The sequence below is a fragment of the Micromonospora sp. NPDC049274 genome, from assembly GCF_040678875.1.
In the GTDB taxonomy this organism is placed as follows: Bacteria; Actinomycetota; Actinomycetes; order Mycobacteriales; family Micromonosporaceae; genus Micromonospora.
This window is the reverse complement of sequence record NZ_JBFAQS010000007.1, coordinates 124,447-138,315: the sequence shown is the minus strand read 5'-3', so window position 1 is coordinate 138,315 and position 13,869 is coordinate 124,447. Positions and strand designations below refer to the sequence as shown.

Sequence of the window (13,869 nt, the reverse complement as noted above, 5' to 3'; positions counted from 1 at the left end):
CTGACCGGGTGGGTCAGTTCCCGGCGCTGGTGAAGTTCAGGACGTCGATCCGGCTGCCGCCCTGGTGCGGCGCGAAGACGCTGGCGATGTCGTGGGACCTCAGCAGGCGGTGATCGAGCAGCGGATCGGAGGTGAAGATCGCCGAGGACCGGTAGCGAACGGTCCAGTCCGACCAACCCGAGGCCCGGGACGCCGTCGCGACCTGCAGCACGCCCGTGTTCGAGGCCGCGCTCACCACGAACAGATTGTCCCGGGAATCGACGCCGATGTCGCCACGGCTGACGCCCGCCTGGTAGCCGAGGATTCGCTGGCGCCACTGGCCGGTCGCCGCCTCACGCCAGTAGTGCACGAGCACCGCGCTGGCGCGAGCGTTGGTGAAGACGGCGTCACTCGGTGCCGACGGCGGCAGGTGGGACGCCAGGACGTGCACGTTCCCCGCCGAGTCGACGGTCTGTGATTCCTGGTTCATCAGGCCGCGGTTCTGCCCGATCCCCCAGAACCGCGCCGCGGCGGTGGTCGTCGAGATCGGGCTGGAGCCGGCGGTGCCGATCAACGCACCCGAACCACTGCGCCACGTACGGCCTCGGTCCGTGCTGTACGCGTAGTAGAGATCGTGGTTGCTGCTCGCGTCCGTGGTCTCCCGGACCGTCCAGGTCGTGTGCAGCACACCCGGTCCGTCGTACTCGAAGCCGAACAGATAGGCGTTGTTGCCGAGCGTGGTGCCGTTCATGATCATGCCGACGAAACTCCACGCATCGTTCTGATACTCGAACAGGACCTGGTTGCCGTTCCCGCTCTCCCCCGTACGGATCGTCAGTTGCAGGTTGCCGTCGGGCATGGTGGTGAACTGCGGATAGGTCGTGACGGCCAGGTCGCGTCCGGCGAGGCTGTTCCGCACGGCGCCGAAGATGCCCGGTGACCAGGTAGCGGTGTCCGGCGAGGTGGCGATGCCGGCCACCGACTTGCGGTAGCGGAACCGCTGGGAATGCATGTCGAACGAGAGGTGGATGCTTCCGTCCACGTGCGAGAGCCCGATGCTGATCACGTTGTGCGAATCGGTGGTGGTGGTGCGGTAGTCCGTCAGGCGGATGCTCTGCCACGTGCCGTTCGTCGGACGCCGGGAGACGTTGACGTAGCCCTCGTCGTCCCAGAACGCCGCGTACTGCCACCGTCGGTGCGAGACGATGCCGTCCTGCTGGAACGACTCGCCGTTCATCAGGCCCGTGTAGCTCTCGGCGGTGCGGCCGTGGGTGGTCAGCGTGGTAGTGGTCGGCGTGTTGACCGTCGGGGAGGCCGCCGAGACCGTCATTCGAAGATCCTCTCCTGGGTAGTGCCAACGCGGACCGTCCGATCAGGACGCCGGCAACGGATAGCGGGGAGTGCGTCTGGACATTTTGCACCCCGGACCGCTGGCGCTGGCGATCCACCGGCCGCCCGGGATCTGTAAACAACCCTTGCTAATAACCGTCGTGAACGTCAATATGTGGAGGTCACGGGACGTCGAAGCCTGGGGAGTCAGCCATGAGAAGCCGTCGAATTTTCGCAGTGGTAGCCGGGGCGGCGATGACTGTCGCGGCCGCCGTCGCCTTCGTCCCCAGCAGCATGGCGGCCGTGTCCTCGGCGGGCACCGTAGCGATGGTCGCCTGCGCCGCACCGGCCTGGGCCGAGGGCGTCACCTACCAGGCGGGCGCCCAGGTCACCTACGGCGGCCGGCTCTACCAGGCCCTGGTCACCCACACCGCGTACCCCGGCGCGGGCTGGAACCCCGCCGCGACCCCGTCGCTGTGGCGCGACCTGGGCGCATGCTCGGGCAGCACACCGCCGCCCACCACGGCACCGCCAACGACCGCGCCGCCCACCACCCCTCCCCCCACCACGCCCCCACCGACCACACCTCCCCCCACCACGCCTCCGCCGACCGGTGGGACCTGCGCGGTGAAGTCGCGGCCCACCGGCAAGGTGTTGCAGGGCTACTGGGAGAACTGGGACGGCGCCTCCAACGGCGTACACCCCGGTCTCGGCTGGATCCCGATCACCGACAGCCGGCTCGGCCAGCACGGCTACAACGTGATCAACGCGGCGTTCCCGGTGATCCGCGCGGACGGCACGGTCCTCTGGGAGAACGGCATGGACGCCGGCGTGAAGGTCGCCACCCCGGCCGAGATGTGCCAGGCCAAAGCGGCCGGCGCCACCATCCTGATGTCGATCGGCGGGGCCGCAGCGGGCATCGACCTGAGCTCCACCGCCGTCGCCGACCGGTTCGTCGCGACGATCGTGCCGATCCTGACGGCCTACCACTTCGACGGCATCGACATCGACATCGAGACCGGCCTGACCGGCAGCGGCAGCATCAACACCCTGTCCACGTCGCAGGCCAACCTGATCCGGATCATCGACGGCGTGCTGGCCCGGATGCCGTCCAACTTCGGCCTGACCATGGCCCCCGAGACGGCCTACGTCACCGGCGGCAGTGTGGTCTACGGCTCGATCTGGGGCTCGTACCTGCCGATCATCAAGAAGTACGTGGACAACGGCCGGCTCTGGTGGCTGAACATGCAGTACTACAACGGCAGCATGTACGGCTGCGCCGGCGACTCGTACCCCGCCGGCACCGTGCAGGGCTTCACGGTGCAGACCCAGTGCCTCAACAACGGCCTCACCATCCAGGGCACCACCATCCGCGTGCCCTACGACAAGCAGGTCCCCGGCCTGCCCGCGCAGAACGGGGCAGGCGGCGGCTACCTGTCGACGTCACTTGTCACGCAGGCCTGGAACTCCGTGCCCGGCCTCAAGGGCCTGATGACCTGGTCGGCGAACTGGGACGGGTCGAAGGGCTGGACCTTCGGCGACAACGTCAAGCGCCTACAGGGCCGCTGACCGGCCCCCCAGCCTGCGGCGAGAACGCGAGCACCGACCCGCCGACCGTCAACCGGCCGGCGGGTCGTGTGAGACCTGGCTGGGTGATCAGGTCGAGTGGGGAATGGAGGCGCCGTCGTCATCGAGGGGCGAGCCGCCCAAGGCACGGTCCATCTCGACGGCGGTCAGTTGCACTCCAACATCGCCGTCGGAGGTGGGCAGCTCAGGGGTCCAGGTAAGACAGCCCGTTCGCTGCGGAGGAGCCTTGCCGCTCGCCACGGGGGCGGCGAGCGGCGAGGTGTGTGCGGGGTGCGGCACTGCTCAGTGATGCGCCGGGGCGGTGGCCCGGTCATCGTTGCGGGACAGGATGAACCACAGCAGCAGGGCGCCCGCGAAGGCCGCCAGGCCGGTGCCGGCCTGCCAGGTGAAGGCGACCCGGAAGGCGTGATGCGGGCCGGTCGGCAGCGCGCGGGCCAGAACCACGGCGTAGATCGCCGCACCGAGCGCACCGCCGATGCGGACGATGATGTTGATCTGCGAGGTGGCGTCGGGCAGCCGCTCGCGGGGCACCGCGGTGAACGCCGACACCATGAGCGGGGTGGACGCCATGCCGATGCCCATCCCGAGCAGGAAGATCATGGCCTGCTCGAGGACCGGCTGCTGGTCGAGTCCGAGGGCGAAGGCGCCGGTGGCGACGGCCGTGCACAGCGTGCCGGTGGCGGCGACCGGGCCACCGCCGTACCTGTCGGTCAGCCGGCCGCTCAGCGGCAGCATCACCGCCGTGCCGGCACCCAGCGCGAGCGTGCGCAGACCGGTCTCGAACACGCCCTCACCTCGCAGCAACTGGAAATAGAGCGGGATCAGCAGCGCGCAGCCGAAGGTCAGCGCCCCGTTGAACACGAACGCCACGCTCGCCGCCGTGTAGGCCGACGTCCGGTAGAGCGTCACGTCCAGCAGCGGATCGGTGCGTCGCAGCGCGTGCACCACGAACGCGGCCATGCCGGCGCAGCCGAGAGCCAGCGACAGCAGCACCCGGGCGGGCTCGGGCGTGCCGAGCGCCCCCCAGGTGGTGAGGCCGTAGACGGTCAGCGGCAGGCCGAGTCCGATGTAGGCGAACCCGGCCACGTCGAGTGGGCCGGTGTGGGTGCCCCTCTCGTGCGGGATCCACTTCAGCCCGGCCAGGATGGCGAGGATCCCGATCGGCACGTTGATCAGGAACAGCCAACGCCAGGACAGGCCGTGCAGCAGCAGCCCGCCGAGGACCGGGCCGAGGGCCGGCGCCAGCACCACGGCGATGCCGATCCGAGCCATGACCCGTCCGAGCCGGCCGGGGCCGACGGCCTGGCCGAGGATCGTCTGACCGGCCGGCACGAGCAGGCCCGCGGTCAGGCCCTGCAGCACCCGCAGGCCGATGAGCACCGGCATCGACGGGGCCGCCGCGCACAGACCGGAGACGACTGTGAACGCCACCAGCGCCCCGAGCCAGAGCCGGCCCACCCCCAGCCGCCGCCCCAGCCACGCGCACACGGGCAGGGAGACGGCCAGGGCCAGCAAGTACGCGCTCGAGATCCACTGAGCCAGCTCGAGATCGGCCCCGAAGTCACGCTCGATGGTGTTCAGCGCGATGTTGATCAGCGAGGTGTCGAGGCCGCCGGCGAACGCGCCGAACGCGACGACCCAGGCCAGGCGCCAGGTCTCGGGGCTGATCTCGAGCGGCGGCGCGGACCGGCTGTCGACGCGGGTCATACGAGGGCCGGGCTGCGCAGCGACTCCAGCGCCGTGGACCAGGCGACGATCTCGCCGAGCATGGTGACCAGGGTCGGCTCGTTGTGGGCCCCCGGCGTGAACGAGCCGGTCTCGGTCGGCGCCGACATGGTGAAGTCGTTGAAAATCGACAAAACGACCTGCGTGCGTACGGTCGGGACCTTGAGCTCGGCCAGGATGAGCCGCAGGTGCTCGACGGCGCGCGTGCCGCCGTGCAGCCCGTAGCTGACGAAGCCGGCCGGCTTGTGGTGCCACTCGGCGAACAGGTAGTCGAGGGCGTTCTTGAGCGCCCCCGGGACGGAGTGGTTGTATTCCGCCGTCACGAAGACGAACCCGTCGTACGACGCGATCGTCTCCGCCCAGCGCCGGGTGTGGTCCTTGCCGTACGTGCCGAACAGGGCCGGCTGCTCCTCGTCGAGGAGCGGCAGGTCGAAGTCGGCGACGTCGACGATCTCGTAGGTCACGTCGTCCTGCTGCTTGGCGGCGACCTCGGCCACCCACTCGGCGACCTGCTGTCCCCGGCGGCCCGGACGGGTGCTGCCCAGGATGATCCCGATCTTGGTCATTAGGTGCTCTCTCTCCAGTCATGGACTCCGGCGAGGATCAGGTTACAACGAACGTTGCTCTAACTACAATGAACGTTGTAAGGGCGCTAGACTCGGGCCGTGACGGAGAAGCCGAACAGTTGGTCAGGCGGGGGCTCCCCGGACAAACGGCGGGCCATCATCGAGGGCGCGCTGGCGATCTTCTCGCGGGACGGCTACACGCGAGCCGGTCTGGACGCGATCGCCGCCGAGGCCGGCGTGTCCAGCCGGACGATCTACAACCACTTCAAGGACAAGGCGAGCCTGTTCGAGGCGGTGATCGAGGAAAGCTCGCGCCGGCTGGTGGAGACCCAGCTCGCGATCATCGACCGCCACCTGCACAAGATCGTCGAGCTGGAGGGCGACCTCGTCGCGTTCGGCATCGAGTGGATCTCGGTGCGCAACTCGGCCAACGCCCCGCATTTCGCGCTGGTCCGGCAGATCCACGCGGAGGCGGAGCACATCCCCGCCGCGGCCATCGCCGCCTGGCAGGAGAACGGGCCGCAGCGGGTGCGCCGGGAGTTGGCCGACCGGCTGTGCGCGATCGCCGAGCGGCACCCGCTCAAGATGGACGATCCGGAGCGCGCCGCGGGCCATCTGATGGTGCTGATCTCGTCGGACAATCTGCCCTACCGGGTCGGTCCGCCGGCCGAGCGCGAGGTGGCCGCGATGGTGGCGGCCGGGGTGCGCACCTTCCTGCACGGCTACCAGGCGTGACCGGGCGGCGACCTTCCCGCCGCCCGGTCACGCGCGTCACGCCACCGACCGGATGCCCGCGTCGGGGTCGATGTTGAAGCTCAGGATGCGGCGGGGGTGGATCCGGATGAGCGCGCCGGTCGGCTCGCCCGCCGCGTTCGTCGCCTGTGGCAGGGCCTCGGCGCCGCCGCGGATCTCCAGGCAGCGCACGCTCCACGGATTGGTCGAGGCCACGTCGTCCACCACCAGCGAAACGCTGGAGCCGGCCGCCACGTTGCGGAACTTCTGGCTGGTCTCCATGCCGTGGCCGTCGATGTCGATCGTGTGCAACGTGGGGTTGTACCCGAACGTCACCGGGTTGTTCTGCACAGTGCCGTTCCGCTGGACGGTGGCCAGCCTGCCCAGAAGTTGCTCGCTCAGGAAGGCCAGCTCCCGCTCGGTGAACACGGTCATGTTTCCTCCGCTAGCTTGTCGAACGCCCCGTGAGGCGGGCGGCAGGTGTCCCGCGTGGACGGACAAACCGCTCAGACGGTCACCTGACGGGCGTCGGCACTCTACCCGATGTGACGAAGTCGCTCCGATCGCGAACTTCGGGTGCCCAACAGGCAGGGCACGTCAAAGAAGTGCGCCGTTCGGGCCTGACTTCTCGGCCAGTCGCCTGGCGACGAGTTCCACTCGTTGCGTCGGCCCGGGAAGCGAGGACCCGATCTGCGACAGTGCCTCGTGAAGGCGTTCATCGTCGAATTCACCCGGCCTGCGTCGCCACACTGTGGACATCTCGGTGGGCTCGCCGTCGGGCAGCCAATTGCCTGCCGAATGATGGTCTCAACCAAGAACGTCGGCTGCGATGGGTGACATGGCTGGTGTACTCGGCCGCCAACCGACGGACGAGAAGGACAATGTGGGCGGTATCTGTCGTGGTTGACGAAGTCGTTGTGGCAGGCGTGTCGACAATCGCCGCCGCCGCCGTCGCGGCGTGGGCGACGCTCAGAGCGCAACGACGCAGGGCCGAGGTGATCAGCCTCGTCGACGTGTTGGTGTCTGATGCCGAGGTGATCCAGGCGGAGCCGAACACTGACACGCACCTCGTGGGAACCATCGAGCCGGACCGGCCAGTTCTGGACGTCCTCGTGCGTAACGACGGCGATCGGCCGGGGCTGCTGCGACGCATTCACCTCGACGTGCAAGGCACCCTCCGCGTTCCCACGATCGATCCGCCTCTCGTAGTCAGGTTTCCCGGCGGAACGGTCACCGGTGGTGAGCAGGTGATGGAGCGGCGACTGGGGCCCAGTGCCTCGTATGCGGTCGACTTTCCGCTGCAGAAGGGGCGCTACTCCAGTCCGATCAGGCAGGAGATCCCCGCGAACGCAACGACCGCTTCCTCGTACCCCTTGTGGCGAGCGAGGCGAGACGAGGCAGTGACTTCTACACGGTCACCCTCACCCTGGACGGGGTAAGGAAAAGGAGAGGAAGTGCCCGACGCTCGTTTGAACCCGTGCGGGTCCTGGCGCTCGGTCCGCCCTGCTGGGAAGGCTCCGAGGTGATCAAGGAACGGCTGACAATGATCGCCGATCGTGTCTCTGAGCTGTCGCCGGGAGGTGGCGAGGATGTGGGCGTGATCTTCAATGCGGCCATCTATCCCGCTCGGACGGGCATGGAGGACTACGTCGCTTTTTATGCGGCGAAGCTTCGGACGCCGGAGGAGAGCTTGCGACACTGTCTGCACCACGCGTCGGACAAGGCGCTGGTGCGGAGGTGGCTCACCGAGCTGGAGCTGAGCCTCGCCACGGTCGACGAGCTCCATCAACACGCGAAGGATCTCCGCACTTCCGGCCGGCACCCCTGACGGGAGCGGGAACGAGCACCGCGGGCCCGGGCCTCGGAGAGGGCGGCGGGTGTGTGCCGCCGCCCCCTCCGACCGAGGTCACCGTCCGTACAGCTCGAATTCGTAGAGCGAGAATCCGTACGAGGTGGCCCGCTTGGTCCCGTACACCCGCACGTAGCGGGCGGTGACCGGCGCGAAGGTGACGTTGTCGACGCCGCCGTTGCCGGTGGTGGTGGCAAACACCGGCGTCCACGAGCTGCCGTCGCCGGAGACCTCGATCCGGTACGACGTGCCGTACGCGGACTCCCAGCGCAGCACCGCCCGGCTGACGGTGCGGGCCGCGCCAAGGTCGACCCGGAGCCACTGGTTGTCGTTGTAACTGCTGGCCCACCGGCTGCCGAGGCTGCCGTCGACCGCCTTGTCCGGCGTGTAGCTGGTCAGGAACTGGGTGCTCGACGCGGTGGCCGGGCGCCCCTGTGCCAGGTTGGTGACATCGTCGCCCCGGTGCGCCGGGAACGAGACGACCTGCTGGTAGGTGGGACGGTTCTGCCAGGCGATAAGCGGCTGCGTGATGCCGCCGAGGCCGGACTGGGCGATCGAGTCGGCGCACCACTGGTCGCCGGCGGAGCAGGACTTGTCCCCCGGGTACACCGTGGTGGCCGGCACCGCGGCCGCCTGGCCGAGCCCGTCGAGCAACGCCTGCCGGCACGCGCCGAGGTTGCCGTCGCCGCAGTACGCGCGGCCCAGCCCACCGGCCACCGGGTCACCGAGCACGGTGCGCAGATCCTTGTCGACGTAGCCCCACCAGCCGTGCTGGAACGACGAACCCTTGTGCGCCTGCCCCTGCGACGCCCAGCTCACGGCGCCGTCGCGCCCGCCGTTCTGGCCGCCCGACGGCGCCTCGTTCACCTCGATGGCATCGACGAGCGCGGCGTACAGGTCGGGCCCGAGGCCGGGGCGGAACTCCGCCGAGGCCAGCAGCGGCCACCAGGCGTCGAAGATCCGGATGGCATCGGCGTGCTGGTAGACCTTGGAGCCGGGCGACGTCTCCACCCGGCGAGTGCCGGCCTGCTGCCAGGCCCGCAGCTTGCCGATCGCGTCGGCAAGCGCCGGGTCGGTGACCGGCGCGCTGTCCAGCACCCGCAGCAGGTCGCCGAGGACCTGCTGGCCACGCAGGTCGGTCACCGCCGCGTCCGCCATGATCTTCACGACGTCAGCGCGGCCGAGCTTGCGCTCGGCGATCGCGGCGCGCACCGGGCCGTCGAGCAACTGAGCACGGTGTACGGAGCCGAAACTGAAGTTGCCGTCCGCGGCCCCGAAGTCCCGCGCCTGCTTGTTGTTCCAGCTGACGTAGTAGTCCTGGTTCACCGACTGCGGATGCGCCGACGCCTGGGCGTAGGTGGCGTCGTTGGTGTCCGGGTTCCAGCCGGCCCACTCGTACGCCGGCTCGGCCTTCGTGGGCAGGTTCGGGTCGGCGGTGGCCGACCGGACCGGGTTCGAGCCGGAGTTGAAGTACGCCGCCTCGGTCGAGTTGACGTAGAACCAGTTGAAGGCGTACCCGACGCTGGCCGCTGACGCCTGGAACGCCGCCGCGCTGCCCATCGCCGACGGGTCGTTGAAGGCCTGGAAGCCCATCGCCGAGTCGGCCTCGTGCCGGTAGGTCGAGCGCAGCTTGGTGAACGCGGTCGGCTGCCCGTTCACCAACCCCCGGTACGCGACCAGCCCGTACTTCGTGCGCAACGCGCGCAGCGTGTACGAGCCGGCCGGGGTGGAGTCGGCCAGCGTCGGCGACCAGGAGTTGCGCTGCTCCAGCGCCTCCATGGCGAGGCACTGCCCGTGGTAGAGGTAGCGGTTGGTACGCAGCGTCGGCGCGCTGCCGTCGGTGGTGCACAGCGGCACCGCGTATGTGTCGGTGAGGTCCTGGGAGGCGGAGGTCGCGCTCCACGCGTAGTCCTGGCCGCGGCCGAGCAGCACGTAGAGGTTCAGACCGGCGAACGCGGCGCCGCGCGCGCTGATCCCCGGCCCCTGCAGCTCCTGGAGCATCAGGAGTTGCGGCGCGAAGTAGCCGGTCTGCGGCCCGAAGACGGCGATCGGGTTGCCGGTGGTGGTGTGCCGCCCGGAGACCACTACCGCGTTGGACATGCCGTGCGCGCGCAGGTTGGACAGGCCGCCCAGCAGCCCCTGGGTGGCGGTGCTGGTGCCGGTGCGGGCGGCTGCCCCACCGCTGGCGTCGTACGCGAGAGGCTCGGCGACCACCGAGCCGGCGTCGGGGAGCACCGCGCTTGTCGCGCCCGGCGGTGTCGCCCCGTACGGGAAGCTCTGCCCGTCGTGCAGGGTGAGTACGGTCTCCGGGTCGTTCTGCGACCGGAACGCCGTCCAGACCCGGTCGCCCTCGGCGGCGCCGTACTTGGCTCGGGCGGCCACCCGGACCAGCGCGGACTGGATCTCGCTGCCGCCGCCTCCACCGAACAGCCCGCCGATCACCCCGGCGGTGGCGATCAGGTCGGTCATGGTGAAGTGCTTCGGCTTGCCGGCGCCGGCGAGCACGTACTCCCCCGGGTAGTTGTCGTCGGCGATCGACTTGTCGATGTAGGCGTTGATGCCGGCGATGTAGTCGACCACGTCGGTGTAGAGCTGCTGGCCCCGGGCGCCCTTGGTGCGCAGCGCGTCCACCTGGGCCTGCAGGTCCGCCTCGGTGTAGGGCGAGTTGGCCCAGACGCTCTGCTCCAGCTCCCGGTTGCCCGGCGCGCCGCCGGCGAACGAGGTGACGTTGCCCCGGCCGACGTGCCGCAGCAGGTCCATCACCCACAGCCGGTCCTGGGCCCCGGCGTAGCCGGCCCCGAACATCGTGCCCGCGCGGGTGGTACCTGTGACGTGCGGGACGCCGGTGGCCTTGTCCCGCACGATTGTGACGTCCGCGCGCGGCGACACAGTGCTCTCGACCTGCGCGGCGGGCAGGCCGAACGAGGCGTCGTTGTAGAAGTGGCCGATCTGCTCGTCGGTAAGCCCGGCGTAGTTGTAGACCAGGTTCGCGTACTCGTCGAGCTGGTCACTGGAGTGTGCCGGGCGGGTGCCGAGCGCCTGGTGCGCCAGGATGGCGACAAGCGTGGCATTGCCGTTCTGCCCGGGGGGCAGGATGTCGGCGCACTGGCCGAGGCAGTAGTCGTTGGCGGCGAACGTGCTGGCGGCAAGCGCCGGTGACGGCGGGGTCACCGTCAGGACGCTCGCGGTCAGGGCGGCGGCGGTGAACGCCGCGAGCCGGTTACGGGAAGCGGGACGGGGCATGGCGATCCTCCGGGGACGCGGAGTCGGGCCGTTCGGTACGCCCGGCTGCCGGTGCCGATCTCTCGCCCTCTGCGCCCGGACGTTCCACTAGGAGGTGAGACTGACTCACGTCTATCTCCCGGCAATGATCGATGCAGGATCGCCGTCGCGGATAGCCGTCGTTCACCACGCGCCAATGCCGACGTTTCGCCGCCTTCCGGACGGGACGCGTGAGGATCCGGACCCGAAGGCAGCGGCTAACCGCAATTCGGTCGGCGCCGATCCGCTCAGGCCACTGCCGGTGACGCGGCCGTCGGCACCGACGATGTGCTGAGGCCCACGACGAGCAGCAGCCACCCGGTCAGTTCGACCATCGCCGTGAGCGCCGGCATCGGTTGCGGCAGGGACGGCGTGGGCGTGATGGCGTGCCAGGCGAACACGGCGTTCTGACTGCCCGCGTACAGCGGCATCGGGACCGTGGCGATGCAGGTGTCCATCAGCGGCAGCGCCGTGAGGGCCAGCAACGCCGCGCCGATCGCGGCGATCCGTCGACCGTGGCCACCGAGCGCCGAGGCGAGCGCCAGCGCGGTGACCCCGAGAACCAGGGGCGGCAGGACCGCCATGATCAGGTCGGCCATACCGGTGTCGTTCCCTCGCGGAGTTTCCGCGTCTACGGCACTCCGGATACCAACGATACGGACGGTCGCGTACCCGATGATGAGCGCTGCCCCCACGACACCCGGCGCCATCCATCGTCGGTGCCAGCCATCGCGGCGCCAAACGACGAGCAGCACCCCGACTGCGGCCGCCGCAGGCCAACAGAGGGACAGTGCAGACTCCAACGCGGACGGTGTCTCGGGGGCGGAGCCGGGCACGAGCACCTGCCAGCCGTAGCCGGTGCTGTCCCGAGGGGCAGGCATCGTCCGGAACGCGTCCACCAGCAGCACCGCGAGGGCTGCCCCCAGCGCCCATCGGGAGCGCGGCGGTCGGCTGGCCAGAGCGTAGGCGAGGAGCAGACCGAGGCTCGCCACCTCGGCGTAACGCCAGATCGGACGGGCCGTCAGGACACCCACGACATGGAAGACGGCGCACGCAGCCGCAGCGGACAGGAGGAGAAGCCGGGGACGCACGGGCGCATCCTGCCAGGGTGCCGTCGTGGAGCGCAGCCCGCCGAGGGCGGAACCGCGCCGTGCACCGGGTCGGGGAGTTGGTGGGCACCGACCATCAGCCGCGACGCATGGTGTTGTCGAGGCACGCTCTCTGCGGGGTCGCGGCCAACCGCACCGTCAGCGCAGCAGCGCCATCCGGTCGATGACGGAGTCGCGCAGCTCCGGTGGCCACGGGAACAACGGTGCCGCCACCTGGAGCTGGGCGAATCCGTGCAGACCCACCCAGAGCGCCGTCGCATCGCGGAAGGGGTCCGCGCTGGCGGATCGGCCCGCCGCGACGCAGTCGGCGAGCGTACGCCGGAAGATCTCGAACGCTCCCATGCCGAGAACGGAGAGCTCGTCAGCCATGCCCGGGGCCCGCTCAAGCGCCTGCCCGGCATCCCAGACGGCGCCGAACATCAGCCGGTACTGCTGCGGCCGGCGTTCGGCGAAGGTCAGGTAGGCCGCGCAGATCGCGCGCAGGCGCTCGACCGGATCCGCGTCATCCGGCGCGCCCAGCTCCTGCTCCAGGATGCCGAACGCGCGTTGCGCGACCGCGAGCAGGATCGAGTCCAGGTCCGGGAAGTGCGGATAGATCGACGGCGCGGAGATGCCGGCCTGCCGGGCGATCCCCCGCAGGGTCACGTTCTGCGGCGTGCCGTCCTCCAGCAGCCTCATCGCGGCGTCGACGATCTCGTCGCGCAGCTGGGCGCCCTCGCCGCGCTTGTTGCGGGCCCGCATTCTCGGTGTGGTCACCCCTCTGACTTTACAGACGTTAGGCGAGCGCGTAAGTTAACGGTTGTAAGTTCACAGCCGTTCTCCAAGAATGGAGCTCTCATGACCGCCGCGACCGCTACCCGAGTCGACCCCGCTGCCCCCGCCCGCCGCAGAGACCTCGCCGGCTGCGGGCTGGCAGCCCTCGCCGCCCTGGCCACCGTCGTCGCGTTCGTCAACGGCATCCTGCTGACCATCAACGCCAGCGACGACCGTCTGTTCATCGAAGGCTGGCGGGTCTCCAGCTTCGGCATCTTCGCCGCGCTCTTCGCCCTGCTCGCGGTGCGGCCCCGTCAGGCGGCAGGCGTCTGGGAGATCGTGCTCGTCGGCAAGGCCGCCCTCGTCGTGTTCGGGGCGCTGATCGGAGACGTCCCCGAGGCACGCCTGTCGGCCGTCGTCGACTTCGGTCTCGTCGCCGTCGTCGCGGCCGCCTACGTGCTGTGTCGCGGCTGGTTGGCATGGCGTCCCGCGATCACCGACCCCACCCGCTGACGAGGACGACCGTGCCCTCCCCCGCGTCTCCCCACACCCGGCGAAACCGCGCCGACCGGACTGCCGTCATCTCGATCTGGGCCGTCCCGGTCCTCGTCATCGGCCAGTTCGCCATGCTGGCCATCGTCCCGGTCGTCCTTGCGCTGATCGTGAGCCTGCGGCACGCCCACCTCCGCGGCCTACGCCGCTGGACCGTCACGCTCGCCACCGCGTACGCCACACCGCTGATCCTCTGGGCCATCGGGCCCGACCGCGCCCCGAGCCTGTCCAAGGACATGCACCCGTTCTTCGCCGCGCTGATCGTCATGGCCGCGCTGGCCGCGGGTACGGTCTTCCACCTCGGTCGTCGGCGCCCGCGCACGCCCGACGGGTCGTCGAGCGGAGGGCCCGACCTCCGGGCCGCGCGGTGACCGAGCCACCTCTCCCCCCGCGTGAGCGGAGGCGTCGGATCGCCCGTCCCCGTCCT

At 69.9% G+C, this 13,869-nt stretch carries 13 protein-coding genes; 6 read left to right on the top strand and 7 right to left on the bottom strand.

Annotation, left to right across the window (positions count from 1 at the left end; all coding sequences use genetic code 11):
- Positions 1 to 13 precede the first annotated feature (13 nt).
- Positions 14 to 1,309, bottom strand: coding sequence for a BNR repeat-containing protein (locus tag AB0K10_RS15645; RefSeq protein WP_363683877.1), 1,296 nt, complete (start codon positions 1,307 to 1,309; stop codon positions 14 to 16).
- A 212-nt stretch (positions 1,310 to 1,521) separates the two neighbouring features.
- Here AB0K10_RS15645 and AB0K10_RS15640 point away from each other — a divergent pair, with 212 nt between their 5' ends.
- Positions 1,522 to 2,877: a glycosyl hydrolase family 18 protein gene (locus AB0K10_RS15640; RefSeq protein ID WP_363683875.1), complete on the top strand. Its 1,356-nt coding sequence runs from the start codon at positions 1,522 to 1,524 to the stop codon at positions 2,875 to 2,877.
- A gap of 300 nt (positions 2,878 to 3,177) precedes the next feature.
- On the opposite strand, the gene AB0K10_RS15635 is transcribed toward AB0K10_RS15640, so the two are convergent.
- Positions 3,178 to 4,602, bottom strand: coding sequence for a DHA2 family efflux MFS transporter permease subunit (locus AB0K10_RS15635; protein WP_363683873.1), 1,425 nt, complete (start codon positions 4,600 to 4,602; stop codon positions 3,178 to 3,180).
- Positions 4,599 to 5,186 (bottom strand): NAD(P)H-dependent oxidoreductase, encoded by a 588-nt coding sequence (locus tag AB0K10_RS15630; RefSeq protein WP_363683871.1) that lies wholly within the window; start codon positions 5,184 to 5,186, stop codon positions 4,599 to 4,601. Before AB0K10_RS15630 ends, AB0K10_RS15635 begins: the two co-directional genes overlap by 4 nt.
- 99 nt (positions 5,187 to 5,285) lie before the next feature.
- Between AB0K10_RS15630 and AB0K10_RS15625 the strand changes: the two genes are divergently transcribed.
- A complete protein-coding gene (locus tag AB0K10_RS15625) occupies positions 5,286 to 5,921 on the top strand; it encodes a TetR/AcrR family transcriptional regulator (protein WP_363683869.1) in 636 nt (211 codons plus the stop codon).
- A gap of 36 nt (positions 5,922 to 5,957) precedes the next feature.
- On the opposite strand, the gene AB0K10_RS15620 is transcribed toward AB0K10_RS15625, so the two are convergent.
- Positions 5,958 to 6,353, bottom strand: coding sequence for a PPOX class F420-dependent oxidoreductase (locus AB0K10_RS15620; RefSeq protein ID WP_363683867.1), 396 nt, complete (start codon positions 6,351 to 6,353; stop codon positions 5,958 to 5,960).
- Between the two features lie 464 nt (positions 6,354 to 6,817).
- On the opposite strand from AB0K10_RS15620, the gene AB0K10_RS15615 reads away from it, so the two are divergent.
- Positions 6,818 to 7,357, top strand: coding sequence for a hypothetical protein (locus tag AB0K10_RS15615; RefSeq protein ID WP_363683865.1), 540 nt, complete (start codon positions 6,818 to 6,820; stop codon positions 7,355 to 7,357).
- Between the two features lie 83 nt (positions 7,358 to 7,440).
- The gene (locus AB0K10_RS15610) at positions 7,441 to 7,746 is read left to right on the top strand and encodes a hypothetical protein (RefSeq protein ID WP_363683863.1); all 306 of its coding nucleotides are present in this window, start codon (positions 7,441 to 7,443) and stop codon (positions 7,744 to 7,746) included.
- A 78-nt stretch (positions 7,747 to 7,824) separates the two neighbouring features.
- On the opposite strand, the gene AB0K10_RS15605 is transcribed toward AB0K10_RS15610, so the two are convergent.
- The 3 genes from AB0K10_RS15605 to AB0K10_RS15595 form a co-directional block, all read right to left on the bottom strand.
- Positions 7,825 to 11,010 carry a penicillin acylase family protein gene (locus AB0K10_RS15605; protein WP_363683861.1) on the bottom strand — a complete coding sequence of 1,062 codons (3,186 nt, stop codon included), beginning with the start codon at positions 11,008 to 11,010 and terminating at the stop codon, positions 7,825 to 7,827.
- A 266-nt stretch (positions 11,011 to 11,276) separates the two neighbouring features.
- Positions 11,277 to 12,119, bottom strand: coding sequence for a hypothetical protein (locus tag AB0K10_RS15600; RefSeq protein ID WP_363683860.1), 843 nt, complete (start codon positions 12,117 to 12,119; stop codon positions 11,277 to 11,279).
- A gap of 156 nt (positions 12,120 to 12,275) precedes the next feature.
- A complete protein-coding gene (locus AB0K10_RS15595; RefSeq protein ID WP_363683858.1) occupies positions 12,276 to 12,893 on the bottom strand; it encodes a TetR/AcrR family transcriptional regulator in 618 nt (205 codons plus the stop codon).
- Between the two features lie 81 nt (positions 12,894 to 12,974).
- On the opposite strand from AB0K10_RS15595, the gene AB0K10_RS15590 reads away from it, so the two are divergent.
- A complete protein-coding gene (locus AB0K10_RS15590) occupies positions 12,975 to 13,403 on the top strand; it encodes a hypothetical protein (RefSeq protein ID WP_363683856.1) in 429 nt (142 codons plus the stop codon).
- A gap of 11 nt (positions 13,404 to 13,414) precedes the next feature.
- The gene (locus tag AB0K10_RS15585) at positions 13,415 to 13,813 is read left to right on the top strand and encodes a hypothetical protein (protein WP_363683854.1); all 399 of its coding nucleotides are present in this window, start codon (positions 13,415 to 13,417) and stop codon (positions 13,811 to 13,813) included.
- The last annotated feature ends 56 nt before the right edge of the window (positions 13,814 to 13,869 follow it).

What these genes read in the sequence shown, in the direction of transcription:
- AB0K10_RS15645 (WP_363683877.1), bottom strand. Translation starts at nt 1,309, where the DNA reads ATGACGGTCTCGGCGGCCTCCCCGACGGTCAACACGCCGACCACTACC.
- AB0K10_RS15640 (WP_363683875.1), top strand. Translation starts at nt 1,522, where the DNA reads ATGAGAAGCCGTCGAATTTTCGCAGTGGTAGCCGGGGCGGCGATGACT.
- AB0K10_RS15635 (WP_363683873.1), bottom strand. Translation starts at nt 4,602, where the DNA reads ATGACCCGCGTCGACAGCCGGTCCGCGCCGCCGCTCGAGATCAGCCCC.
- AB0K10_RS15630 (WP_363683871.1), bottom strand. Translation starts at nt 5,186, where the DNA reads ATGACCAAGATCGGGATCATCCTGGGCAGCACCCGTCCGGGCCGCCGG.
- AB0K10_RS15620 (WP_363683867.1), bottom strand. Translation starts at nt 6,353, where the DNA reads ATGACCGTGTTCACCGAGCGGGAGCTGGCCTTCCTGAGCGAGCAACTT.
- AB0K10_RS15605 (WP_363683861.1), bottom strand. Translation starts at nt 11,010, where the DNA reads ATGCCCCGTCCCGCTTCCCGTAACCGGCTCGCGGCGTTCACCGCCGCC.
- AB0K10_RS15590 (WP_363683856.1), top strand. Translation starts at nt 12,975, where the DNA reads ATGACCGCCGCGACCGCTACCCGAGTCGACCCCGCTGCCCCCGCCCGC.